Origin of the sequence: Paenarthrobacter sp. YJN-5, assembly GCF_015040095.1 — a bacterium.
In the GTDB taxonomy this organism is placed as follows: domain Bacteria; phylum Actinomycetota; class Actinomycetes; order Actinomycetales; family Micrococcaceae; genus Arthrobacter; species Arthrobacter ureafaciens.
In genome coordinates, this window is sequence record NZ_CP053544.1 from 2,161,327 (window position 1) to 2,183,775 (window position 22,449).

At 63.8% G+C, this 22,449-nt stretch carries 20 protein-coding genes; 14 read left to right on the plus strand and 6 right to left on the minus strand.

The window, feature by feature from the left end:
- Position 1 precedes the first annotated feature (1 nt).
- Complete coding sequence (locus HMI59_RS10325; RefSeq protein ID WP_193593575.1) at positions 2 to 733, minus strand: type 1 glutamine amidotransferase; 732 nt, start codon at positions 731 to 733, stop codon at positions 2 to 4.
- Positions 730 to 2,049 (minus strand): Mur ligase family protein, encoded by a 1,320-nt coding sequence (locus HMI59_RS10330; RefSeq protein ID WP_062096939.1) that lies wholly within the window; start codon positions 2,047 to 2,049, stop codon positions 730 to 732. Before HMI59_RS10330 ends, HMI59_RS10325 begins: the two co-directional genes overlap by 4 nt.
- Before the next feature lie 80 nt (positions 2,050 to 2,129).
- Between HMI59_RS10330 and pdxT the strand changes: the two genes are divergently transcribed.
- The 9 genes from pdxT (at position 2,130) to HMI59_RS10375 (ending at position 11,913) form a co-directional block, all read left to right on the plus strand.
- Positions 2,130 to 2,831 carry a pyridoxal 5'-phosphate synthase glutaminase subunit PdxT gene (gene pdxT, locus HMI59_RS10335; RefSeq protein WP_193593576.1) on the plus strand — a complete coding sequence of 234 codons (702 nt, stop codon included), beginning with the start codon at positions 2,130 to 2,132 and terminating at the stop codon, positions 2,829 to 2,831.
- A gap of 3 nt (positions 2,832 to 2,834) precedes the next feature.
- A complete protein-coding gene (locus HMI59_RS10340; RefSeq protein WP_166187260.1) occupies positions 2,835 to 3,590 on the plus strand; it encodes a YebC/PmpR family DNA-binding transcriptional regulator in 756 nt (251 codons plus the stop codon).
- A gap of 64 nt (positions 3,591 to 3,654) precedes the next feature.
- Entirely contained in the window at positions 3,655 to 4,230 is a 576-nt protein-coding gene (ruvC, locus tag HMI59_RS10345; RefSeq protein ID WP_166187258.1) for a crossover junction endodeoxyribonuclease RuvC, read from the plus strand.
- Between the two features lie 61 nt (positions 4,231 to 4,291).
- Positions 4,292 to 4,936, plus strand: coding sequence for a Holliday junction branch migration protein RuvA (ruvA, locus tag HMI59_RS10350; RefSeq protein ID WP_021470628.1), 645 nt, complete (start codon positions 4,292 to 4,294; stop codon positions 4,934 to 4,936).
- Positions 4,929 to 6,005 (plus strand): Holliday junction branch migration DNA helicase RuvB, encoded by a 1,077-nt coding sequence (gene ruvB / locus HMI59_RS10355; protein WP_021470627.1) that lies wholly within the window; start codon positions 4,929 to 4,931, stop codon positions 6,003 to 6,005. The genes ruvA and ruvB overlap by 8 nt, the downstream gene beginning before the upstream one ends.
- Before the next feature lie 103 nt (positions 6,006 to 6,108).
- Positions 6,109 to 6,492, plus strand: coding sequence for a preprotein translocase subunit YajC (gene yajC / locus HMI59_RS10360; RefSeq protein WP_021470626.1), 384 nt, complete (start codon positions 6,109 to 6,111; stop codon positions 6,490 to 6,492).
- A gap of 114 nt (positions 6,493 to 6,606) precedes the next feature.
- The gene (secD, locus tag HMI59_RS10365; protein WP_193593577.1) at positions 6,607 to 8,376 is read left to right on the plus strand and encodes a protein translocase subunit SecD; all 1,770 of its coding nucleotides are present in this window, start codon (positions 6,607 to 6,609) and stop codon (positions 8,374 to 8,376) included.
- The gene (gene secF / locus HMI59_RS10370; protein WP_021470624.1) at positions 8,376 to 9,365 is read left to right on the plus strand and encodes a protein translocase subunit SecF; all 990 of its coding nucleotides are present in this window, start codon (positions 8,376 to 8,378) and stop codon (positions 9,363 to 9,365) included. Before secD ends, secF begins: the two co-directional genes overlap by 1 nt.
- Positions 9,366 to 9,522: 157 nt before the next feature.
- Positions 9,523 to 11,913: a bifunctional (p)ppGpp synthetase/guanosine-3',5'-bis(diphosphate) 3'-pyrophosphohydrolase gene (locus HMI59_RS10375; RefSeq protein ID WP_031215976.1), complete on the plus strand. Its 2,391-nt coding sequence runs from the start codon at positions 9,523 to 9,525 to the stop codon at positions 11,911 to 11,913.
- Here HMI59_RS10375 and HMI59_RS10380 read toward each other — a convergent pair.
- The 3 genes from HMI59_RS10380 to HMI59_RS10390 form a co-directional block, all read right to left on the minus strand.
- The gene (locus HMI59_RS10380) at positions 11,910 to 12,509 is read right to left on the minus strand and encodes a hypothetical protein (protein WP_193593578.1); all 600 of its coding nucleotides are present in this window, start codon (positions 12,507 to 12,509) and stop codon (positions 11,910 to 11,912) included. The genes HMI59_RS10375 and HMI59_RS10380 overlap by 4 nt on opposite strands.
- Positions 12,510 to 12,605: 96 nt before the next feature.
- Positions 12,606 to 14,096 (minus strand): DUF349 domain-containing protein, encoded by a 1,491-nt coding sequence (locus tag HMI59_RS10385; RefSeq protein ID WP_179014207.1) that lies wholly within the window; start codon positions 14,094 to 14,096, stop codon positions 12,606 to 12,608.
- A 66-nt stretch (positions 14,097 to 14,162) separates the two neighbouring features.
- Positions 14,163 to 14,957, minus strand: a complete 795-nt coding sequence (locus HMI59_RS10390; protein WP_179014204.1) for a peptidylprolyl isomerase — start codon at positions 14,955 to 14,957, stop codon at positions 14,163 to 14,165.
- A gap of 206 nt (positions 14,958 to 15,163) precedes the next feature.
- Between HMI59_RS10390 and hisS the strand changes: the two genes are divergently transcribed.
- The 3 genes from hisS (at position 15,164) to HMI59_RS10405 (ending at position 19,361) form a co-directional block, all read left to right on the plus strand.
- Positions 15,164 to 16,510, plus strand: a complete 1,347-nt coding sequence (gene hisS / locus HMI59_RS10395) for a histidine--tRNA ligase (protein WP_166184506.1) — start codon at positions 15,164 to 15,166, stop codon at positions 16,508 to 16,510.
- Positions 16,511 to 16,614: 104 nt separating this feature from the next.
- Positions 16,615 to 18,396: an aspartate--tRNA ligase gene (gene aspS / locus HMI59_RS10400; protein ID WP_166184503.1), complete on the plus strand. Its 1,782-nt coding sequence runs from the start codon at positions 16,615 to 16,617 to the stop codon at positions 18,394 to 18,396.
- Positions 18,397 to 18,530: 134 nt separating this feature from the next.
- Positions 18,531 to 19,361 (plus strand): GNAT family N-acetyltransferase, encoded by an 831-nt coding sequence (locus HMI59_RS10405; protein ID WP_193593579.1) that lies wholly within the window; start codon positions 18,531 to 18,533, stop codon positions 19,359 to 19,361.
- Between the two features lie 5 nt (positions 19,362 to 19,366).
- On the opposite strand, the gene HMI59_RS10410 is transcribed toward HMI59_RS10405, so the two are convergent.
- Positions 19,367 to 20,047, minus strand: a complete 681-nt coding sequence (locus HMI59_RS10410; RefSeq protein ID WP_227471608.1) for an acVLRF1 family peptidyl-tRNA hydrolase — start codon at positions 20,045 to 20,047, stop codon at positions 19,367 to 19,369.
- 42 nt (positions 20,048 to 20,089) lie between these two features.
- Between HMI59_RS10410 and HMI59_RS10415 the strand changes: the two genes are divergently transcribed.
- Positions 20,090 to 21,583 carry a replication-associated recombination protein A gene (locus HMI59_RS10415; protein ID WP_193593580.1) on the plus strand — a complete coding sequence of 498 codons (1,494 nt, stop codon included), beginning with the start codon at positions 20,090 to 20,092 and terminating at the stop codon, positions 21,581 to 21,583.
- A gap of 213 nt (positions 21,584 to 21,796) precedes the next feature.
- Entirely contained in the window at positions 21,797 to 22,417 is a 621-nt protein-coding gene (gene rpsD, locus HMI59_RS10420) for a 30S ribosomal protein S4 (protein WP_021470614.1), read from the plus strand.
- Positions 22,418 to 22,449: the final 32 nt, after the last annotated feature.

Genomic DNA, 22,449 nt, shown 5'->3' on the forward strand with positions numbered 1-22,449 from the left:
CTTACCGCGGGCGGCGGGCAGCGTGTTCGCGGGCGAGGCGGGCGTATCCGTCGTCGGGCTTTCCCGGAACAAACTCACCGAACTTGCGTTCCGCGGCGGTCTTGATCAGGAAGTCGGCGATGGCAGGGTTCTTGGGCAGCAGCGAGCCGTGGAGGTAGCTGGCCACCACGTTCCGGTAGCGCGCCCCCTCGTGGCCGTCCTTGCTGTTGTTGCCGGCGCCCTTGGTCACCGTGCCAAGAGGTTCGACGCCGGGTCCCAGGGTGGTCTGCCCGCTGTGGTTCTCGTACCCAAGGATTTCGCCGAATTCGGGGGACTTCAGGGTCACGTTGCCGATCAGGCGTTCATCGGTGCCCTGGGTCTCGACGTCAAGGATGCCGATTCCCGGAATGACGGGACCGGCGCTGGTCTTGAAGAATTTGCCGAACAACTGGTAAAGCCCGCAAATGACCAGCATGGGTGCGCCGTCCTCGGCCATGGAGCGCAATTGTGCGGCCCGGCCCTGAAGATCCTCCTGGATGACTACCTGGCCGCTGTCCTGGCCGCCTCCGCCCACAATGAGGTCCACGTCGTCGGGGAACTCGTCGCCGACGTTGTATTCAAGAAGTTCCGGGGTATAGCCGTGCCACTTGATTCTTTGTTGGAGAACCAGTGCGTTGCCCCAGTCCCCGTAGATGTTCATGTCCTTCGGATAGAGCTGGAGGACCCGAAGGGTTCCTTTTGATTCCGATGTCATGAGACCACCTCAACAATGGTGATTTTGGCCAGTTCGCGGCGGATGGCGAGCATGGCCGTGTAGGTGCAGAAGATCCTCTTGGGCTTGCCGCGGGACCCATCAATGAACTTGCGCAGCGCAGCCGTGATGTCAGTTTCGACGGCGCCGAAGGGTACCTCGTCGTACTGGAGGCGAAGCGCCATGTCGTAGGCGCGGACGCCCGTGAGGACTTCCACGCCGTCTTCGCGCAGCGATTCGAATTCAACGTCCCACAGCCACGACATATCCCTGCCGTCCGCGTAGTTGTCGTTGATGGCGATCATGGTTGCGTACCCGCCCGCCGGGAATGACTTCAGGCCCAGCCGGAAACCGCTGGGGTTCTTCACCAGCACCAGTTCCAGCGGCTGGCCGTCAACGGTGAGGCTCTCACCGCGGCCGAAGGCAGGTGCCACTTCACCCAGGGCCTTCACCAGTTTGGGGGTGTCCACAGCGCCGGTTCCCAGGATTGCGCGGGCCAGCGACAACGCTGCAGCAGCATTGAAGATGTTATAGACGCCACGGAGCTTCATGGGGGTGGTCACCGTTTCGCCGTCGAACTCAAAGTCGGCGTCGCGGGCACCTACGCGGCGCAGTACGACGTCGGCCTCCGGCGCCGCAGGCAGCTCGCCTGCGGGGGTGGTGCCGGGGGAAGCGGTTCCGGTAGCCGTGCGCATTTCGTCATCGTTGGGGAAAGTACTCCGCAGCGACTCGTCCAGGCCGAAGTAGCGGACCGCGGCATGGTGGACGGACCCGAGTCCCTGCACGCTCCCGGCAATCCGGGCTACCCGCGGATCTTCCCGGTTCAACACCACGGTGTCCGTGGTCTTCATGGCGATGTGTTCCAGGAGGCGGGCGGTCTTGTCGATTTCGCCGAACCTGTCCAGTTGGTCACGCAACACATTCAGCAGCAGGCTGAAGCGCGGCGAGACCTTGTTGACGAAGTGCACGGCGTGCGCCTCATCCAATTCCAGCACCGCCACGTCGGCGTCGAGTTTTCCGCGCCAGTCCACATCCCCCAACAGGGACGCAGCCACGCCGCGGGTGAAGTTGCTGCCGCTGCGGTTGGTGAACACCTTCAGGCCTTGGCTTTCGAGCAGTTCCACCACCATTTTGGTGGTGGTTGTCTTGCCGTTCGTCCCACTGACAACGGCCACCCCATGGGGCAGGGAAGCCAGGGTCCGTTCCATGAAGCCGGGGTCGATTTTTTCCACTACGAGGCCGGGAAATGCCGAGCCTCCGCCGCGGAGCCGGGACAGGCCGCGGACCAGCTTGCCGAGGGGGACGCTGAAGGAAAACATGCTCTGTAATATATCCCAGTTGCGGCATGGAGCCTTGTCCCGTTGCGGCCCGTGGGGTCTGCGGACACTATGATGGTCCAATGACCAAAACCCTTTCCGACGCTTCGTCGCGCGTTGGTGCCGGACTCCGGATCGGCGTGCTGGCGCTCCAAGGCGACTTCCGCGAGCACATCCACGCCGTGGAAGCTGCAGGCGCCACCGGTGTCGGGATCCGCAGGGCCGGGGAACTCGATGACATCGACGGCCTGATCATCCCGGGCGGCGAGTCAACGGCAATCGACAAGCTCGCCAGGATATTCGACGTTGCTGGTCCCTTGCGCCAACGGATCGCCGACGGACTTCCCGTCTACGGTTCGTGTGCAGGCATGATCCTGCTCGCCAACGACATCGCGGACCCCGCTACGGACCTGGCCGGAAACCCCCAGCAGACCTTCGGTGGGCTGGACATTACGGTCCGCCGCAACGCCTTTGGGCGCCAACGGGAATCCTTTGAGACGGACCTGGACTTCAAGGGCCTGGATTTCAGTGCCGGAGAGTCAGGCGTGGAGCCGGTGCACGCGGTATTCATCCGCGGACCGTGGGTGGAACGCGTTGGTCCGGACGTTGAGATCCTGGCCCAGGTGGATCCCGACCACGCCAGCCACACGGCCACCCTGCACGGGATGGCTAGAATTGTTGCAGTGCGCTCCGGCCGTTTGCTGGCCACTTCCTTCCATCCGGAGGTAACAGGGGAGAAGCGTGTGCATGAACTCTTTATTCGAATGATCAGAGGAGAAGCATAAAGCATGTCAGGCCACTCCAAATGGGCGACCACCAAGCACAAGAAAGCCGTCATTGACGCCCGCCGTGCAAAGTCGTTCGCCAAACTGATCAAGAACATCGAAGTTGCCGCCCGCATGGGTGGTCCGGACCTCGCCGGCAACCCTGGCCTGGAACTGGCAGTCACGAAGGCCAAGAAGACCTCCGTGCCCAACGACAACATCGACCGCGCCATCAAGCGCGGCGCCGGCCTCACCGGTGAAGTGGTGGACTACACCGAGATCATGTACGAAGCCCGCGGTCCGCAGGGTTCGGCGTTGCTCATCGAATGTTTGACGGACAACAAGAACCGTGCAGCCTCCGAGGTCCGTTTGGCGATTTCGCGCAACGGCGGCACCATTGCCGATCCCGGATCCGTGAGCTACCTGTTCACCCGCAAGGGTGTCGTGGTCCTGCCCAAGAATGGATTGTCCGAGGACGACATCCTTATGGCTGTCCTCGACGCCGGCGCCGAAGAGGTCAAGGACAGCGGCGACAACTGGGAAATCCACTCCGAGCCTTCGGACCTTCAGGCCATTCGTGATGCCCTGAAGGAAGCCGGAATCGAGTACGAGTCGGATGAGGCAGAGTTTGTGCCGTCCATGCAGGTGGACCTCGACGTCGATGGTGCCAAGAAGTTCATGAAGCTGGTGGACGCGTTGGAAGACCTGGACGATGTCCAGAACGTCTACAGCAACGCCGACTTCAGCGACGAGGTCCAAGCAGCCCTCGACGCCGAGTAACAGCTCTTCACGCCGGCAGCCTCACATCCGCTGAGGCGTTACATTCACTGAGAAAGGCCCGGATTTGACTCTTCGCGTATTGGGAGTCGATCCGGGCCTTACCCGTTGCGGGATCGGCGTCGTGGATATCGAACGGAACCGCCGCGCAACCATGGTGGCTGTCGGCGTCGTGGGTACGTCTGCGGAACTCACCCTTGACAGGCGCCTGCTGGTCATCGCCCAGGCAATCGATGACTGGCTGGACCTTCATCAACCCGATGTGGTGGCCGTGGAGCGCGTCTTCTCCCAAATGAACGTCAGTACCGTCATGGGCGTGGCGCAGGCGTCGGGAGTGGTGATTGCCGCTGCCGCCCGGCGGGACATACCGGTGGCACTGCACACGCCATCCGAAGTCAAGGCGGCGGTCACGGGCAGCGGAAGTGCCAACAAGGACGCCGTCACCAAGCTGGTCACCAAGATCCTTCGCCTCGACGCCCCGCCCAAGCCAGCGGATGCCGCCGACGCCCTTGCCTTGGCACTCACCCACGCCTGGCGGGCGGGAAACGGGACGGTAGCTCCCGGTGCAAAGGGCAGCTCTGCCCTGACTCCGGCGCAGAAAGCGTGGGCAGAAGCTGAAGCGAAGGCGCGGCGCGCGCGCTGAATGCCGGCTGCGCTTGCTAGGGTATTCGTAGATATGTTCGGATAGTTACAGGAGCCCGGTCTTGATCAGTTTTCTTCGTGGCACGGTTGCCCACGTTGGGTTGTCGACGGCAGTGATCGACCTCAACGGTGCAGGCATGAGCGTCTACGCCACACCACAGACGCTGAGCCACCTGAAGCCCGGCGATGAAGCCAAGCTCTTTACGTCCATGATCGTCCGTGAGGATTCGCTGACGCTGTTTGGCTTCGCCGATGACGACGAACGTGAGGTCTTCGATGTCCTTCTCAGCGTCAGCGGAGTAGGGCCGCGGCTGGCGTTGGCCGTCCTTGCCGTCCATGAGCCGGAGGCCATCCGAGTGGCCGCGCACACCGGAGACGGCAAGGCGTTCACCAAGGTCCCGGGCATCGGGCCGAAGGTCGCCGGCCGGATTGTCCTGGAGTTGGCGGGCAAGTTGGTTCCCCATGGCACAGGCACCGCCAGCGCCCCTGCCGCGCAGGTAACCGCTGAGTGGAAGCCGCAGGTAGTTGCGGCCATGACCAGCCTGGGATGGTCGGAAAAAGACGCTACGGGCAGCATCGACAAAGCCATGGCCGACTCACCCGAGCTCGTGGACTCGGGCAATGTTGCCCAGATCCTTCGCGCGACCCTTCGCTGGCTGGGCCAGGACGGGGCCCGTGCGGGCAACCGCGTAGGCAGCCGTGGCTGAGCAATCCCTGGTCGCCGGGGGCGAGGAACCGGAAGAGCGTGTCATCGAGGCCGCCCTCCGGCCCAAAAACCTTCACGACTTCGTGGGCCAGCACAGGGTCCGGAAGCAGCTTTCGCTGGTCCTGGAAGCCTCACGCATGCGTGATCGGAGCGCCGACCACGTTCTTTTGTCAGGGCCTCCGGGACTCGGCAAGACCACCCTTGCCATGATCATCGCTGCCGAGATGAATGCCCCCCTGCGGATCAGCAGTGGCCCGGCCATCCAGCACGCCGGGGATTTGGCTGCCATTCTCTCCTCCTTATCGGAGGGCGAAGTCCTGTTCCTGGACGAAATCCACCGCATGTCCCGGCCCGCCGAAGAAATGCTGTACATGGCCATGGAAGACTTCCGCGTGGACATCGTGGTGGGCAAGGGCGCCGGAGCCACCGCCATTCCACTGGAGCTCCCGCCGTTCACCTTGGTTGGTGCCACAACCCGTGCCGGGCTCCTTCCCGGGCCCCTGAGGGACCGCTTCGGCTTCACGGGCCACTTGGAGTTCTATTCGGTCGAAGAACTTGAACTCGTCCTCCGCCGTTCCGCAGGCCTGTTGGACCTGAAGGTCAATTCGGCCGGCTTTACGGAGATTGCGGGCCGTTCACGTGGCACGCCGCGTATCGCCAACCGCTTGCTTCGCCGTGTCCGCGACTGGGCGCTGGTACACGGCATTGAGCAGATCGACGCGCGGTCAGCCGCCGCAGCCCTGGATATGTACGAGGTAGACGCCCGTGGGCTCGACCGTCTGGACCGCGCTGTCCTGGAGGCCCTGATCACCAAGTTCAACGGCGGCCCGGTGGGTCTTTCCACGCTGGCCATCGCCGTCGGCGAAGAGCCGGAGACGGTGGAGACCGTTGCAGAGCCGTACCTGGTCCGTGAAGGCCTGATGGGACGCACCCCGCGGGGCCGGATCGCCATGGCGTCAGCCTGGACCCACCTGGGGTATGCCGTCCCTGCCGGGGTGTTTGGCCAGGAAGCCTTTCCCCTGTTCGAAGAGGATGAAAACCACGCTGAGAGCGTAGACAGCATCGGTTAACACGCCGCACCCGGAATTTCCCACTAGACTGGTATGACGCTCGGCACAGGACGCTGCCGTGAACGCAAACGTAAGTACAGAACGGAACTTCCCTGTGGATCCAATGACCATATTGCTCTTCGTCATGCTGGGACTCTTTGTCTTCATGATGTTCCGCCGCAACAAGAAGACCCAGCAGCAGCAGGCTGAAATGCAGTCGAAGTTTGCTCCGGGCGTTGACGTCATGACCAGCTTTGGCCTTTTCGGCCGCATTGTCTCCATCGACGAGGCCGAGAACAAGGTCGTTTTGGAGCTTTCCCCGGGCAACGAAGCCACGGTGCACCGCCAGGCAGTAACCAAGGTCATCGACCAGCCGGCAGAGGAAACCCCGGTTGTTCCGGATGACGCGTCCTCGCTCACCGTAACCGGCACGGAGGCCCCGGCGGCTCCGGAAACTCCCGAGGAAACCATTGCGCGCCTCAACAAAGAGGACAAGAAGGACAACTAGCACTGTCAGCCGCGGTACCACCGCGCAAGATAACTTCTACGGCAGCGGAGAGCCGCCGGCGGACGCCCACCGGCGTCGGCCGGCGGCTGTCCGGCGATAACAGGAAGATCGATAATGGCACGGACCGGCCCTAGGAATTCAGCGCGCAGAGTGCTGACTTGGCTTGGAGCAATATTCGTCGTACTAACCGCAGTTCTGGCCGGGGGTGTCATCACCGGCAACGCCACGTGGGCTCCCAAGCTTGCGCTGGACCTTGAGGGCGGAACCCAGATGATCCTGGCGCCACGCGTCGAGGGCTCCAGCGAGATCAACGAAGAACAGCTCAACCAGGCCGTGGCGATCATCCGCCAGCGCGTTGATGGTTCCGGCGTGGCAGAAGCCGAGATCAGCACGCAGTCCGGCCGCAACGTCGTGGTCAGCCTTCCGGGAACACCGTCGAAGGAAACCCGCGACCTCATCCAGGCGTCGGCGGACATGAACTTCCGCCCCGTGATTGCCGCGGCTGACCCGGCGGCAATTCCTGCCGAGTCCCGCACTCCGGATGACCAGCTGAACAAGCCCACGGCCGAGCCGACGAACGCCAGCGACACCAACTGGATCACCCCGGAAGTCCAAAAGGAATTCGAGGCTCTGGATTGCGTCAATCCGGCTGCGGAGAAGCGCGAGCGTTCCGACCCGGCCAAGCCGTTGGTCACATGCGAACTTGCTACGGACAAGACCCCCGCCATCAAGTACATCCTCGGTCCCGTAGAGGTCAAGGGCCAGGACATTGCGGATTCTTCCTTCTCCCAGGTCCAGGGAGCCCAGGGTTCCGTCACCAACTCCTGGGGTGTCAACATCGAGTTCAACGGTGACGCTACGGAGAAGTTCAAGAAGGTTACCGAACGGCTTAACCAGTTCTACAACGCCTCCCTGGCACAGGGCGGCAACGATCCCAAGGCGCAGTTCGCCATCGTCCTGGACGACCAGGTCATTTCCGCCCCCCGGGCACTGGCGGTCATCACTGACGGCAAGCCGCAGATCACGGGCAACTTCACGCAAGCATCCGCCAAGGCACTTTCCGAGCAGCTCCGCTACGGCGCGCTTCCGATCTCCTTTGAGATCCAGTCACAGGAACAGATTTCCGCCACCCTGGGTGGCGACCAGCTGCGCCTGGGTCTCTTGGCCGGCATCATCGGCCTCGTGCTCGTGGTGGTCTACTCGCTCTTCCAGTACCGCGCACTCGGGTTCGTCACCATCGCTTCCCTCGTTGTCGCCGGCGCGCTGACCTATCTCGCGATCGCCATCCTCGGCTGGACCGAAAACTACCGCCTGTCGCTGGCCGGTGTCGCGGGCCTCATTGTGGCCATTGGCCAGACTGCGGACTCCTTCATCGTGTACTTCGAACGTATCCGTGACGAGCTGCGCGAAGGCAGGGGCCTGGTGTCCGCCGTCGAGAACGGCTGGAAGCGCGCCAAGCGGACCGTTCTGGCCTCCAAGGCAGTCAACCTCCTTGCAGCCGTGGTGCTGTACTTCGTCGCCGTCGGTAACGTCCGTGGCTTTGCCTTCACGCTGGGCCTGACCGCTGTGGCCGACCTCATCGTCGTGTTCATGTTCACCCACCCCATGCTGCAGGTCCTGGCCCGCACCAAGTTCTTCGGAGAAGGCCACCGCTTCTCCGGACTGTCTCCTGACCGCCTGGGTGCGGTGCCGTTGTACCGGGGTGCCGGCCGGATCCGGACACCTGAGGAGAAGCCCGCCAACGTCAGGCCCCGCAACGCCGGTGCCGTGGCGGAAGCCGAACGGCGCATGACCATCGCCGAACGACGCCTTGCCGAGAAGGGGCAGCTCACCGGCTCGTCCAACGGCAACAAGTCATCCAACGCCACCAGCGAGGAGAAGTAATGACTACCAGCTTCGCGACCTTCGGCTATGAGCTCTACACGGGCAAGCGGTCCTACAATTTTGTGGACTCGAAGAAGATCTGGTTCATCATCGCTGCCGTGGCAGTGGCGTTGTCCATCCTCATCCCGGTGCTCAAGGGCGGCTTCAACCTGGGCATCGAGTTCCGCGGCGGTTCTGAGTTCACGGTGTCCAATGTTTCCACCACGGATGCCGGACTTGGAGAGAAAGCGGTCCACGACGTCGTTCCCGGTGCCGTGCCGCGCGTTGCCAACGTTGCCGGCAACACCATGCGGATCCAGACGGACCAGTTGACCGATGATGAGACCAACCGCATCAAGGAAGGCCTCACCAGCGCCTACGGGGTTACCGACAACGAAGTGACATCCAACTTCGTCGGCCCCACGTGGGGCCAGGACGTGACCCGGCAGGCATTGATCGGCCTGGTGGTGTTCGTCGGCCTGGCTGCTGTCCTCATGGCGCTGTACTTCAGGACGTGGAAGATGTCCCTGTCCGCCCTGGTGGGCATGCTGGTGACGATGTTCGTCACGGCGGGTGTGTACGCCCTGAGTGATTTTGAAGTAACCCCGTCGGCCATCATCGGCTTCCTGACGGTCCTTAGCTATTCGCTGTACGACACCGTGGTGGTCTTCGACAAGATCCGGGAGAACACCTCGGACATTTCCACTTCCACCCGCCGGACGTTCGGCGAAGAGGTGAACCTCGCAGTCAACCAGACCTTGGTGCGCTCGATCAACACCATGATGGTTGCTGTCCTCCCCGTGGCAGCGATCCTCTTCATTGGTGCCGGACTCCTGGGGGCCGGAACCCTCCGCGACCTGTCCCTGGCGCTTTTCGTCGGGATCCTCATCGGTACGGCAGCCACTATCTTCATTGCCGCTCCGCTGTACGCCTGGCTCCGCCAGGGCGAACCGGAACTCGTGAAGCAGGCGAAGAAGGTGGCCCACCGGAGGGCTGAAGCCGCTGCCTGACGAAGGCGCTTGAACATCGGAAAGAGCCGGCCCCTGCCAGGATGCAGGGGCCGGCTCTTTGACTTGCCGCTGTTCGCGTCATGTGCGTCGCGGTTAGGGAAGCATTCGTTGGCGGGAATAGACTGGAAGAATTAAATCGGTCGTGAGGGGTACTTCTGTGGAAGAGCGTGCGACGTCGGCACCACCGGCGGGCGGAGAAGACGGTCACAGCGGTGTGGCGGTTCCAGCAACAAGCGTGGCTGGGCGGTCTGCTGCTGTGCCGGTTGACGCCCCGGGGGCGCGTCCGACCTTCCCCGGACGGCGGGAAAGGACCCGTTCGCGGCTTGCCCGGCTTACCGGACGGGGGGTAGCCCCGTATTCGCCCATCCTGGAGCCGCTCCTTCGCACTGTCAGGGCCAACAATCCCAAAGAGGATTTCGACCTCATCCAGCGCGCCTTCGCAGTGGCCGAGCAAAGCCACCAGGGGCAGAAGCGCAAGAGCGGCGACCCCTACATCACCCATCCCGTCGCCGTCGCCACGATCCTGGCCGAACTGGGCATGACCGGCACCACCTTGGCTGCGGCGCTGCTCCACGACACCGTGGAGGATACGCCGTACACGCTGGCAGACCTGACCCGTGACTTCGGGCCCGAAGTGGCCATGCTCGTGGACGGGGTGACCAAGCTGGACAAGGTCAGCTTCGGTGAGGCTGCCCAGTCCGAGACCGTCCGCAAAATGGTCGTGGCCATGGCAAAGGACATCCGGGTCCTCATGATCAAGCTCGCGGACCGGCTGCATAACGCCAGGACGTGGCGTTTCGTCTCTGCGGAATCTTCCTCCCGCAAGGCTCGGGAGACCCTGGAAATCTTTGCCCCGCTGGCGCACCGCCTTGGTATGAACACCATCAAGTGGGAACTCGAGGATCTCTCCTTTGCAGCCCTGTATCCCAAGGTGTACGAGGAAATCGTCCGTATGGTGGGGGACCGGACCCCCGAGCGGGAGAAGAGCCTCAGCGTCATCCGGAACCAGATCGCCGACGACCTTCGGACGGCGCGCATCAAGGCCACGATTACCGGCCGTCCCAAGCACTACTACTCGATCTACCAGAAGATGATCGTCCGGGACAAAGACTTCGACGACATCAACGACCTCATGGGCGTGCGCGTCCTGGTTGATTCGGTCCGTGACTGTTACGCCGCGCTGGGCACACTGCATTCGCGGTGGAACCCCTTGCCCGGGCGTTTCAAGGACTACATCGCCATGCCGAAGTTCAACATGTACCAGTCCCTCCACACGACGGTGATCGGTCCGGGCGGCAAACCGGTGGAGATCCAGATCCGTACGCACGAGATGCACCGAAGGGCCGAATACGGTGTGGCCGCGCACTGGAAGTACAAGGACCAGCCCAACCGTACCGCTGTCGGCCCCGGCAGCCCCCGGGACGGAGACATGGGTTGGCTGAGGTCGCTGGTCGACTGGCAGCAGGAAACCTCGGATCCTGGTGAGTTCCTTGACTCCCTGCGTTATGAGATCAACGCCCGTGAGGTGTTCGTCTTCACTCCGAAGGGTGAAGTCATGGCTCTGCCCGCAGGCTCTACCCCGGTTGACTTCGCCTACGCCGTGCACACGGAGGTTGGTCACCGGACGATCGGCGCCCGCGTCAACGGCAAGCTGGTTCCGCTCAACAGCGAGCTGAACCACGGCGACTGGGTGGAGATCTTTACTTCCAAGGCCGAAGGTGCAGGTCCCAGCCAGGACTGGCAACACTTCGTCAAATCGGCCCGTGCCCGCAACAAGATCCGCCAATGGTTCACCAAGGAACGCCGCGAGGAAGCAATTGACCGCGGCAAGGACATGCTGACCCGGGCAATGCGGAAGCAGAACCTTCCGTTGCAGCGTTTGATGACCCACGATGCCCTCTCTGCTGTTGCCGAGGAGTTCCATTACGTCGACATCTCCGGGCTCTACGCGGGGGTGGGCGATGGACACACGTCCGCGCAGTCGGTCATGGAGAAGCTCGTCGAGCACCTGGGCGGTCAAGAGACGCCGGACGAGGACCTTGACGAGGTCAGCATCCCCACCCAGGTGGCCAAGTCCAAGTTCTCCGATTCAGGTGTGATCGTGCGTGGAGTCGGGGATGTCTGGGTGAAACTCGCCCGGTGTTGCACTCCGGTGCCGCCGGATCCGATCCTTGGCTTCGTGACGCGTGGTTCGGGAGTCTCTGTCCACCGGACGGACTGCACCAACGTTTCCGGGCTCCGGGACCAGCCGGACAGGATCGTCGAGGTCGAGTGGGCGCCAACGCAGTCGAGCGTGTTCCTCGTGGAGATCCAGGTCGAGGCATTGGACCGGAAGTCGCTCCTCTCCGACGTCACCCGTGTACTTTCGGAAAACCACGTGAACATCCTGGCTGCTTCGGTGCATACGTCCAGCGACAGGGTAGCCATCTCGAAGTTTGCCTTCGAGATGGGAGATCCGAAGTATCTCCACCATGTCCTGAGCGCTGTTCGTCGCATTGACGGTGTGTTCGACGTGTACAGAACTACCGGCAACCGTCGCCGCACCTAGCGTTCACCCAGCGCGGCGAGTGTCGTCAAGGCCCGTTTCTTGTGGGGAACGCGCGGTGCGGCCTCGACGGCCAGTGTGAGAAGCCGCAGGCGTACGCCCAGGTCCGGACGTGCCAGCAGTGAGAATAAGGCCGGCAGTGCCCGTTCTTCCTCGATATGCAGTGCGATGTCCGCTGCCGTCCGCAAGGGACTGCTGACAAGCATGCCGCCGAGGCTCACCACATCCATTTGACCCAGCTTGACTTCGTGGAGGCTGCAGTCCCGGGCGCCGCGGAGACTTGAGACACGGTGCTTTGCGTCGACCAGGAGTGACAGCCGCTCCGGAGGAGCCGCGCAACCGTAGATCCAGGCTGCTGTCAGGCGCCCCGCCACGACCTTGGTGCGCATCCTGGCGGGAACTGTGAGGGCCGCCGCACGTGCGCGCAGCCTCGGGGTTGTTGCCACTCCAGGTGCTGCGTAACTCTTTCCGTAGAGCGGGCGAAGGATCCCGTCCAGTGCCATGCTTTGAAGCTCCGGCCACGTGAATATCCGGCTGGGGGAGTACAACTCCTGGAGGGCGGGCTCCTGCAGGTGCGTGGCGGGATCGAAGGAATGCATGCTCTGATCATTTCCCGCAGCCCTTAAATGCGCACAGGCCCCGGTTCAGTTATGTGGATAACCAAACCGGGGCCTGCAGGCACGCGGTAAGCCTGCCTACGCGAGGTCGCTCGCGGACCGCTGGATCTGGTCCAGCCAGGACTGACGGGCTTCAAGTGCTTCCCGCGCTTCCTTGATGCGGCGCTGGTCTCCGGCTTTTTCTGCCTTCTCCAGATCGTCCTTCAGGTTGGCGATGGCCGACTCCAGCTGGGTCAGGGCGCTGTTGGTGCGGGCCTTCGTTTCAGGATTGCTGCGGCGCCACTTTTCCTCTTCGGCTTCACGCACGGCATCTTCAACCTTGCGGAGTCCGGCTTCGATGCGGCCCATGTCGGCGCGCGGAACCTTGCCGGCTTCCTCCCATCGGTCACGGATGGACTGGAGCGCCTTCTTGGCCAGGTTGAGGTCATTGATGGGAAGGAGGGCCTGGGCCTCGGCCACCAGCTGTTCCTTGACGGCGAGGTTGGCGGTGTACTCCTGGTCGATTTGCTCGTTGGCGGCCTGCCGGTTGCTGAAGAAGACATCCTGCGCAGCGCGGAAACGGGCCCAGAGAGCGTCGTCGTCCTTACGGCTTGCCCGTGGCGTCGCCTTCCACTGGTCCATGAGCCGGCGGTACTCGCCTGCGGCATAGCCCCAGTCAGTCGAGGAAGACAGCGCTTCGGCCTCGGCAATCAAGGCCTCCTTCGCGGCCTTGGCGGCGGAGTTGTTGCTGTCCAGCTGGGAGAAGTAGGCCCGACGGTGACGGTCGAAGACCGTGCGCGCGGAACGGAACCGCTTCCAGAGCGCATCCTCATTGCTACGGCCGAGCCGGACGCCGCTCTTTTGTGCGGTCTTCCACGACTCGAACAACTCGTTCATGCGTGCGCTGGAGGTCTTCCATTGGATCTGGGCCGGATCCTGCCCCGCAATCGCTTCGGCCTCTGCAACAATCGCCTCGCGTGCAGCGAGCTCGTTGGCCCGCACTGCCTCGTGGGCGGCCTTCTCAGACTGTTCGAGTTCAACGATCTGCGCTGAGAGGGTGTCCAAACGGGCCTCGGCGGAGCGGATGTCACCAACCATGTTGCGTTCGGCCAGCTGCTCACGCAGGTGCGTGACGGTTTTCTGCATGTCCGTGGCCGGGGCCTTTGATGCCACCCGGTGTTCCAGCAGGACTACCTGGGCAATGACGTCGTCGAACTTCCTGGCGAAGTAGCCCAAGGCCTCGTCGGGGCTGACGCCCGGGTACTGGCCTACGGGAATTTCCTCGCCGTCCAGCGTCAGAAAGACGTGGCCGTCCCCTTCCGCGCGCCCCCATTTGGCCGCTTCAGCCAAGGACGCCGCGGAAACCGCAGGAGCGGCGGGCACGACGGCGGCGGGCGCCTTGGGGCGGGCAGCGAAAGCCGCGGGGGACGGGGCCGGACGGGGCGCAGCAGGCTGTTCAGCTGCCGGGGAAGGTTCGACGGCGGGTGCCGCCTCCGGGGTGGCGGTTTCGCCGGCCTTTGGCTCGGCAGCCTCAACGGCTTCCTGGTTGCTTACTGCTGCTGTTTCGTCGGATTTCTGACTGTCTGTCACCGCTAAAAGTCTTTCGCTTGGAGGGACTGCTCAGGTAATGCACCCCAGGCCGGGGCCCGGAGTTGGTTACTTCAGTGAAAACGAGTCTATCGTGACAGGTGCCACAGGGGCGCCGTCGTTGTTGGTGGCGTCTGCCTTCAGCCCCGCCGCGGCGATCTTGGACACGACATCCAGGCCACTGGTGACCTGGCCGACCACCGTGTAGCCCCCGGCCGAGTCTGCCGGGATGGTTGTGTCCTTGTAGACGATGAAGAACTGGTGCCCGTTCCCGTAGGCGTTGTTGCCGGTCCGGGCTACAGCAATGGTTCCGGCAGGATACGTGTTGTTTGACGGGGTGTTTTCCAGCGGACCCCATCTGTAGTTTGCGTCGTCCGCTCCGTCTTCCGACTTGGCGCCGCATTGCAGCAGGCCGAAGGTTTCGGAGGTTGTCAGCCGGTGGCAGAAGGTGCCGTCGTAGTAGCCCGAGTCGCTCAGGGATTTGATGACGGCCGCGGCCTGCGGGGCGGTTGTTCCGTCAATCCGGACACCAAGTACGCCGCCGTTCAGGGCAAGCTCGCCTGTGAAGGTCTTGCCCGCAGCAGTGTCCGCAGCCGGAACGTCGGCGCTGTTGGATGCCTGCGGTGACGCGGACGGCGAACTGAGTCCGGCCTGGGCCGCGGCGTATTCTGCCTCGGTGGGGTTGGAATTGAAGACCGTTAATTGGAGCACGGCCGCCAGGACCAAAGCCGAGGCTCCGGCGCCCACCGCCACAATGTTGTCCCGCCTGCGCCGTTTGGTCTGTTGCTGCCGCAGGGCACGCTTGGCCTCCATTTGCCGGATGCGTCGCCGGGCTTCGCGGTCGTCCCGCGATCTTGTTGCCAAGAGTCCTCCTGATGGTGTCCACGTCAACGGCAGTCATGCACCCGGGCGTGCTGCATTAGAACTGCGCGCGGGGAGAGCATAAACTGGCTGCCGCACATAGTTTATGCATGACCGTCCGGACTCCTGCCCAATAAACGCTGAATGCATCTTAATTGCAGTGGCGCGGGCTTCCCGCGGTCAGCCTTCTTCGAGGAGACTCTTCCACCATGGCACGTACCGCCTCCCTGTCCGGATTCCCCGAGTGGCTTCCCCAGGAACGGTTGGTGGAGTTGCATGTGCTCGATACGCTGCGCAAGACCTTCGAACTGCACGGGTTCTCCTCCATTGAGACCCGTGCGGTGGAGACGGTGGGGCAGCTGCTGCGCAAGGGAGAGATCGACAAGGAAGTCTACGGCCTGAGCCGCCTGCAGGACGACGACGAAGAGACTGCAAAAACAGGCAAGACTGATCCGAACGCCTTGGCGCTGCACTTTGACCTGACCGTTCCCTTTGCGCGCTACGTGGTGGAGAACGCCGGCTACCTGGCGTTCCCGTTCCGCCGTTACCAGATCCAAAAAGTCTGGCGGGGGGAACGGCCGCAGGAAGGCCGTGCCCGTGAGTTCACCCAGGCCGACATCGACGTCGTGGGAGACGGCGAGCTGCCGTTCCGTTACGACGTCGAAATCGCACTGGTGATCGCAGAGGCGCTGAGCGCCCTGCCCATCCCGGATTTCCGCCTGCGGATCAACAACCGGAAGCTGGCCGAAGGCTTCTACCGCGGCATCGGGTTGACGGATACTGCCGGTGTCCTGCGAAGCATCGACAAGCTCGAGAAAATCGGGGCCGAGAAAGTGGCCGGGCTGCTCAAGAGCGAGCTCGGCGCCACGGACGAACAAGCCGGCCTTGCCCTGCAACTCGCCACCATCCGGACCGAGGACACCTCGTTCGTCGAGCAGGTGCGCGCGTTGGGCGTCAAGGATGAGCTGCTCGATGAGGGGCTCAATGAGCTGGAGCAGGTGATCGAAGCGGCTATCCAGCGTGCACCCGGGAAGGTCGTGGCGGACCTCAGTATTGCCCGCGGACTGGATTACTACACCGGAACGGTAGTGGAGACGGTCCTTGTAGGACACGAGCAGTTGGGCTCCATCTGCTCTGGCGGCCGGTACGACGCCCTCGCCAGCAAAGGCAACCGGAAGTTCCCCGGCGTCGGACTTTCCATTGGTGTTACCCGCCTCGTCTCCCGGATCCTGAGCCAGGAGCTGGCCACGGCCTCGCGGTCGGTGCCCACGGCAGTCCTCGTGGCCCTGAACCACGATGACAGCTGGTCTGCTGCCCAGGATGTGGCAGCCCAGCTGCGCAGCCGCGGCATCGCCACTGAGGTGGCTGCCAAGGCAGAGAAGTTCGGGAAGCAAATCAAGTTTGCCGACCGCCGCAGTATTCCCTTTGTGTGGTTCACCGACGACGACGGCAAGCACCAGGTCAAGGACATCCGTTCAGGCGAGCAGGTGGACGCGGACCCCGCGACCTGGACGCCGTCGGAAGAGGATTTGTACGTTCGGGTGGTTACCGCCTGATTTCCCCTTGACGTCCCTCAGGGAGCAGCGCTGCCGGGGGCGGGTAAACTCGGACGGGATTGTCTTTGCGGACATCCATCAAAAATTCATGCGAAAGGAATGCTGTGCTGCGCACACATGACCTCGGATCACTTCGTTCCGAGCACATTGGACAAACCGTTACCCTGGCCGGCTGGGTGGGCCGCCGCCGTGATCACGGTGGTGTTGCATTCGTCGACCTCCGTGACGCGTCCGGCGTGGCCCAGGTGGTTGTCCGCGAGGAAGAAGTGTTCCACGGGCTCCGGAACGAATACGTCCTGCAGGTGACCGGTACCGTCAGCAAACGTCCGGAGGGCAATGAGAACCCTGCGCTGGCCACGGGAGAGATCGAAGTCATCGCCGACAAGGTGGTGATTCTTAACACCTCCGATCCCTTGCCGTTCCAGATTGACGAGCACGTGGAGGTCGGTGAAGAAGCCCGCCTGAAGCACCGTTACCTGGACCTCCGCCGTCCCGGTCCCGCCCGCAACCTGCGGCTGCGTTCCGAGGCCAACCGCGTGGCCCGCGGGATCCTTCACGAACAGGGCTACGTTGAAATCGAAACGCCCACCTTGACGCGTTCGACGCCTGAAGGTGCGCGCGACTTCGTGGTGCCGGCACGCCTGGCTCCCGGATCCTGGTACGCGCTGCCGCAGTCCCCGCAGCTGTTCAAGCAGCTCCTCCAGGTCGGCGGTTTCGAGAAGTACTACCAGATCGCGCGTTGCTACCGCGATGAAGATTTCCGCGCCGACCGTCAGCCTGAGTTCACGCAGCTGGACATCGAAGCCAGCTTCGTCGACCAGGACGACATCATTGCCTTGGGCGAAGCGATCGTTAAGTCGCTGTGGCAGCTGATCGACGTCGAGGTTCCCACGCCCATCCGCCGCATGACCTACCTGGACGCCATGGCCAAGTACGGCTCCGACAAGCCGGACCTTCGATTCGGCCTGGAGCTGACGGAGCTGACCGAGTTCTTCAAGGACACCAACTTCGGCGTGTTCAAGGCCCCTTACGTTGGCGCCGTGGTCATGCCCGGCGGTGCTTCCCAGGCCCGCCGTGCCCTTGACGCCTGGCAGGAATGGGCCAAGCAGCGCGGAGCCAAGGGACTGGCCTACGTCCTGTACAAGGAGGACGGTGAGCTTGCAGGTCCCGTCGCCAAGAACCTCACGGAGCAGGAACGCGCCGGACTGGCGGACGCCGTCGGTGCCAAGCCCGGCGACTGCATCTTCTTCGCTGCCGGCGAGAAGGGCGCTTCCCGGTCCCTGCTGGGTGCCGCGCGCGTGGAGATCGGTCACCGCACCGGCCTGATCGATCCGAACGATTGGGCTTTCGTGTGGATTGTGGACGCTCCGATGTTCGAGCCGGCCGCGGCCGCCGTCGCCTCCGGTGACGTAGCCGTGGGCGCCGGCCAGTGGACTGCGGTCCACCACGCCTTTACCTCGCCGAAGCCGGAGTTCATGGAGACCTTCGACAAGGACCCCGAGTCGGCCTTGTCCTACGCCTACGACATCGTGTGCAACGGCAACGAGATCGGCGGCGGTTCCATCCGTATCCACGAGCGTGAAGTCCAGGAGAGGGTCTTCCAGCTCATGGGACTGGACAAGGAAGACGCTGAAACCAAGTTCGGCTTCCTGCTGGAAGGCTTCAAGTTCGGAGCACCTCCGCACGGTGGGATCGCCTTCGGCTGGGACCGCGTTGTGGCCTTGCTGGCCGGCGTGGAGTCGATCCGCGACGTCATCGCTTTCCCCAAGACCGGCAACGGTTTCGACCCCTTGACGGCGGCTCCGGCACCGATCACCGCGCAGCAGCGCAAGGAAGCCGGCGTGGACTTCAAGCCTGAAGCCAAGCCCGCTTCCAAGTCCGAGTAAGCAAAGGCCCGGACGACTCCGCAGGCCCCCTGTCACGTGCAGGGGGCCTGCGGCGTTTCCGCCACCCTCACCAGGCGGACCGTCACAAGGCAGACAGTAACCAGGACGACCGTAACCAGGAAGAGCGCGCCACCATGTTCGAGGCCGGAGAGCCAATCGACCAGGAGTCCCTGGAAGCACTCATGGATGCGGCGTGGCCTGCCGTGGAACATGCCGAAGCAGGGCCATGGGTCCTGCGGGCTTCGGAAGGGGTGACCCAGCGGGCCAACTCCGTGTGGCCCCGCGGTGCAGTCACCCATGCCGGGGAGGTCGCGGAGGCGCTCCGCAGCGCCGCCGACTGGTACCGGCGGCGGAAGCTCCCGCTGATCCTCCAAACCTTCGACGACGCCCGCAGCGAAGTCCTTCACGACGTTCTGGATACGCAGCGGTTTACGCGGCAATCGGAAACGCTGATCATGGTCCGGGGTACGGAGCCCTGGGCCCCGGTGCAGCAAAGTCCGGTACGGCAAAGTCCGGTGCAGCTAAGTCCGGCCCAGCCCGGCGTGGAGTTGTCCGCGGAACCGACGGAGGATTGGCTTCGGCTCTGGTGGGCCGTGGATGGCCGGGGCGGGGAACGGGAACTCGCCGTTGCCCGGGAAATCCTTACCGGTTGCCCGTCCCTTTACGCTTTGGCGAGGGACGACGACGGCAACCCGGCCGCCGTCGGACGCCTTGCCTTGGTTGGCGGCCGGGGCGGTATCTACTGCATGGCCACGGCGGCGGGCCGGCGCAGGCAAGGTTTTGGCTCCCTAGTGCTTGCCGCTTTGCTCGAGGAGGGGACCAGGCTGGGCCTGGACGGGTTTTGGCTCCTGGTGACGTCGGCAAACGCAGGCGCCCGGCGCCTCTACGAAACGGCGGGCTTTCTCCGGCAAGGCAGCTATCTTTACCGTCAGGCACCCTTGCGGCGCGCCCCCGGCGGTTGCTGAGTGGGCTAACGCGGGGGATCAGTAACGGTGATCCGGATCGAGCAGGCATCGGTGGCCGCCTTCGCCAGAGCCGCGGTCTTGGGTTCCTGCACGTCCAGCAGGGCAAGGCGCGCCCTGGCGGCGAATGGCTTGGCCGGCCCTTGGTTCAGGACCTGGTCCACCAGGGTCTTGTCACCCCCCGGGACGATGTATTCGATGCGGTGGGCTGCGAAGATCGCGCCGACGTGGGCTGCTGCCGCTTCCACCAGGGCATCTGCCTGGTTGGACCGGCGACGCGCAAAGCGTTGCTGGGACTGTCCGCCGGCAGACGTGCGTGACTGCACATAGCGGTTACCGCTTTTTGACGCGAGGATCCGTGACCCCGATGCTGCGGCGACGGCGAAACCGCCCCGCCGGATCAGCACTATCCCGAGCCCGCGTTCCTGGCTGGCCAAAGCCGCCAGCCGATCGAGGTCCGTGGCGCCGCGGCCCGGGCGGCCGTCCACCGGCCACGGGGCCTTGAGCAACGCCCCGGCTCCGTCGGCTGCGCGCAGAAGGAGGCCGTCGTCGTCGAAATCCTCCTCCACCTGGCCGTGGCTGGCGGAAAAGCGTTCCACCCAACCGTGGAGTCGGGATGCGGGTACCAGGGCGGTGCGGAAGGTGGTTTGGGAATCCCTGCGTTGCGGGCCGGGGGTTTGGGGCTCCACGCGAAATGTCTCCTTTATTGGAACTATGAGTAGCCTATCCATGTGGAAGATCTCTTTGGTTCCGGCGCTGCCAGTGATGACGAGTCAGAGGACTCCGCCGCCGCGGGACCTCTCACTGACGCCGGCTGGATGGCTTCGCAGCGTAGCCCCCTTGCCGTGCGGATGCGGCCGCGGACCTTGGACGACGTCGTGGGCCAGCAACATCTGCTGGGTCACGGATCGCCGCTGCGGCAGTTGGCGGCCGGAGCCGAGGCCTCAGGTCCTGCCGGCCCCAGTTCGGTCATCTTGTGGGGACCTCCCGGAACAGGTAAGACCACCTTGGCGCACGTGATCGCCAGGGGGCCCGGACGGAAATTCGTTGAGCTGTCCGCGATCACTGCCGGCGTCAAGGACGTCCGGCGGGTGATGGACGAGGCTTTGACCGCAAGGGACCTCTACAAGAAGACGACCGTCCTGTTCCTTGACGAAATCCACCGGTTCAACAAAGCGCAGCAGGATGCTTTGTTGCCCGGCGTCGAGAACCGCTGGGTAGTCCTCGTGGCCGCTACTACGGAGAACCCGTCATTTTCCGTTGTCTCGCCGCTGCTCTCCCGGTCGCTCCTTCTGACCCTGAAACCCCTGACGGATGACGACATTTCAGGTTTGCTGCAGCGTGCAGTCGCGGACGCCCGCGGACTTGCAGGCCGCGTGGAACTCAGCGAAGAAGCCCTGGAGCATTTGGTCCGTCTGTCCGGCGGCGACGCCCGCAGGGCCCTGACCGCTTTGGAGGCGGCCGCGGGAGTAGCGTTCGGTGACGCTGACGCCGTCGGGCCTGAGATGCCCGCCACCGACGACGGCGAACCCGGCCTCGCCGGCGACGGCGAACCCGGCCTCGCCGGCGACGGCGCACCGGATGCTCCCGTGCTGGTTGAACTGCGCCACACGGAGCGGGCCCTAGACGCCGCAGCGGTCCGTTATGACCGCGCCGGTGACCAGCACTATGACGTGGCCAGCGCATTCATTAAGTCCATCCGGGGCTCGGACGTCGATGCTTCGCTGCACTATCTGGCCCGCATGCTCGAAGCGGGGGAGGACCCGCGCTTCGTGGCGCGCCGCATTGTGATCTCGGCAGCGGAAGACATCGGCATGGCGGATCCCACCGCGCTGCAGACGGCCGTGGCAGCAGCCCAGGCGGTTCAGTTGATCGGCATGCCGGAGGGCCGGATCATCCTGGCCGAAGCGGTGGTCCACCTGGCGACCGCGCCCAAATCCAATGCGGCGTATATGGGCATCAACAAGGCCATCGCCGATGTCCGGGCAGGATACGGTGGAAGCATCCCCATGCATTTGCGGGATGCCCACTACCCGGGCGCCAAGCAACTCGGCCATGGCAAAAGCTACAAGTACGCCCATGATGAGCCGCACGGCGTGGCAACGCAGCAGTACCTGCCGGACGACCTCATCGGCAAGGATTACTACCAGCCCACGGCCAATGGTGCCGAGCGGGATATCGCCGCGAGGCTGGAACGTTTGCGCCGGATAGTGCGGGGGCAATAACCTCCAAGGCCCGGCGTCGGCTCCCGGTTCCTGCGGGGTAGGCGCTGCGTGGTAGGATATTTCTTTGTCTGGCATGACCCGACGCACAAATCCCTGAAGATTTCTTCGATGGTGCTGTGCCGTGGGCCAGTAGCAAGTGGCAGCGGTTGGCCGATGCTCTCCCTGATGGAGGCCAGTAACACCAACACACCGCAGTAATTTGGAAGGACACAAGTGGCTAACAACACTCGTGCTCGCCGTACCGCACGCCTTTCGCGTGCACTCGGCATCGCTCTGACCCCCAAGGCCGCCAAGTACATGGAGCGCCGCCCGTACGGCCCCGGTGAGCATGGCCGTGCCCGCAAGAAGCAGGATTCCGACTACGCCGTTCGTCTGCGCGAAAAGCAGCGCCTGCGCGCCCAGTACGGCATCCGCGAAGCCCAGATGACCCGTGCCTTCGAAGAAGCACGCCGCACCAAGGGCCTGACCGGTGAAAACCTCGTTGAGCTGCTGGAAATGCGCCTCGACGCCCTCGTGCTCCGTGCAGGTTTCGCCCGCACCATCGCACAGGCCCGCCAGCTGGTTGTGCACCGCCACATCCTGGTTGACGGCGTCCGCGTTGACCGCCCGTCCTTCCGCGTCGGCGAAGGCCAGCTCATCCACGTCCACAGCCGCTCCGAGGTCATGGCTCCGTTCCAGGCAGCAGCTGCCGGTGCCCACGTCCTGGCCACCACCCCGCCGTACCTGGACGTCAAGATCGACGCCCTGCAGGCACGCCTGGTTCGCCGCCCGAAGCGCTCTGAGGTCCCCGTGATCTGCGAAGAGCAGCTCGTCGTCGAATTCTACGCACGCTAAATTTCAGCAGCGTATCCAAAGAAGCCCGTGGC

Coding starts and splice junctions, on each gene's coding strand:
- pdxT (WP_193593576.1), top strand. CDS start 2,130: ATGACCAAAACCCTTTCCGACGCTTCGTCGCGCGTTGGTGCCGGACTC.
- HMI59_RS10380 (WP_193593578.1), bottom strand. CDS start 12,509: ATGCATTCCTTCGATCCCGCCACGCACCTGCAGGAGCCCGCCCTCCAG.
- HMI59_RS10325 (WP_193593575.1), bottom strand. CDS start 733: ATGACATCGGAATCAAAAGGAACCCTTCGGGTCCTCCAGCTCTATCCG.
- HMI59_RS10340 (WP_166187260.1), top strand. CDS start 2,835: ATGTCAGGCCACTCCAAATGGGCGACCACCAAGCACAAGAAAGCCGTC.
- HMI59_RS10330 (WP_062096939.1), bottom strand. CDS start 2,049: ATGTTTTCCTTCAGCGTCCCCCTCGGCAAGCTGGTCCGCGGCCTGTCC.
- yajC (WP_021470626.1), top strand. CDS start 6,109: ATGACCATATTGCTCTTCGTCATGCTGGGACTCTTTGTCTTCATGATG.
- hisS (WP_166184506.1), top strand. CDS start 15,164: ATGGCACGTACCGCCTCCCTGTCCGGATTCCCCGAGTGGCTTCCCCAG.
- secF (WP_021470624.1), top strand. CDS start 8,376: ATGACTACCAGCTTCGCGACCTTCGGCTATGAGCTCTACACGGGCAAG.
- secD (WP_193593577.1), top strand. CDS start 6,607: ATGGCACGGACCGGCCCTAGGAATTCAGCGCGCAGAGTGCTGACTTGG.
- HMI59_RS10405 (WP_193593579.1), top strand. CDS start 18,531: ATGTTCGAGGCCGGAGAGCCAATCGACCAGGAGTCCCTGGAAGCACTC.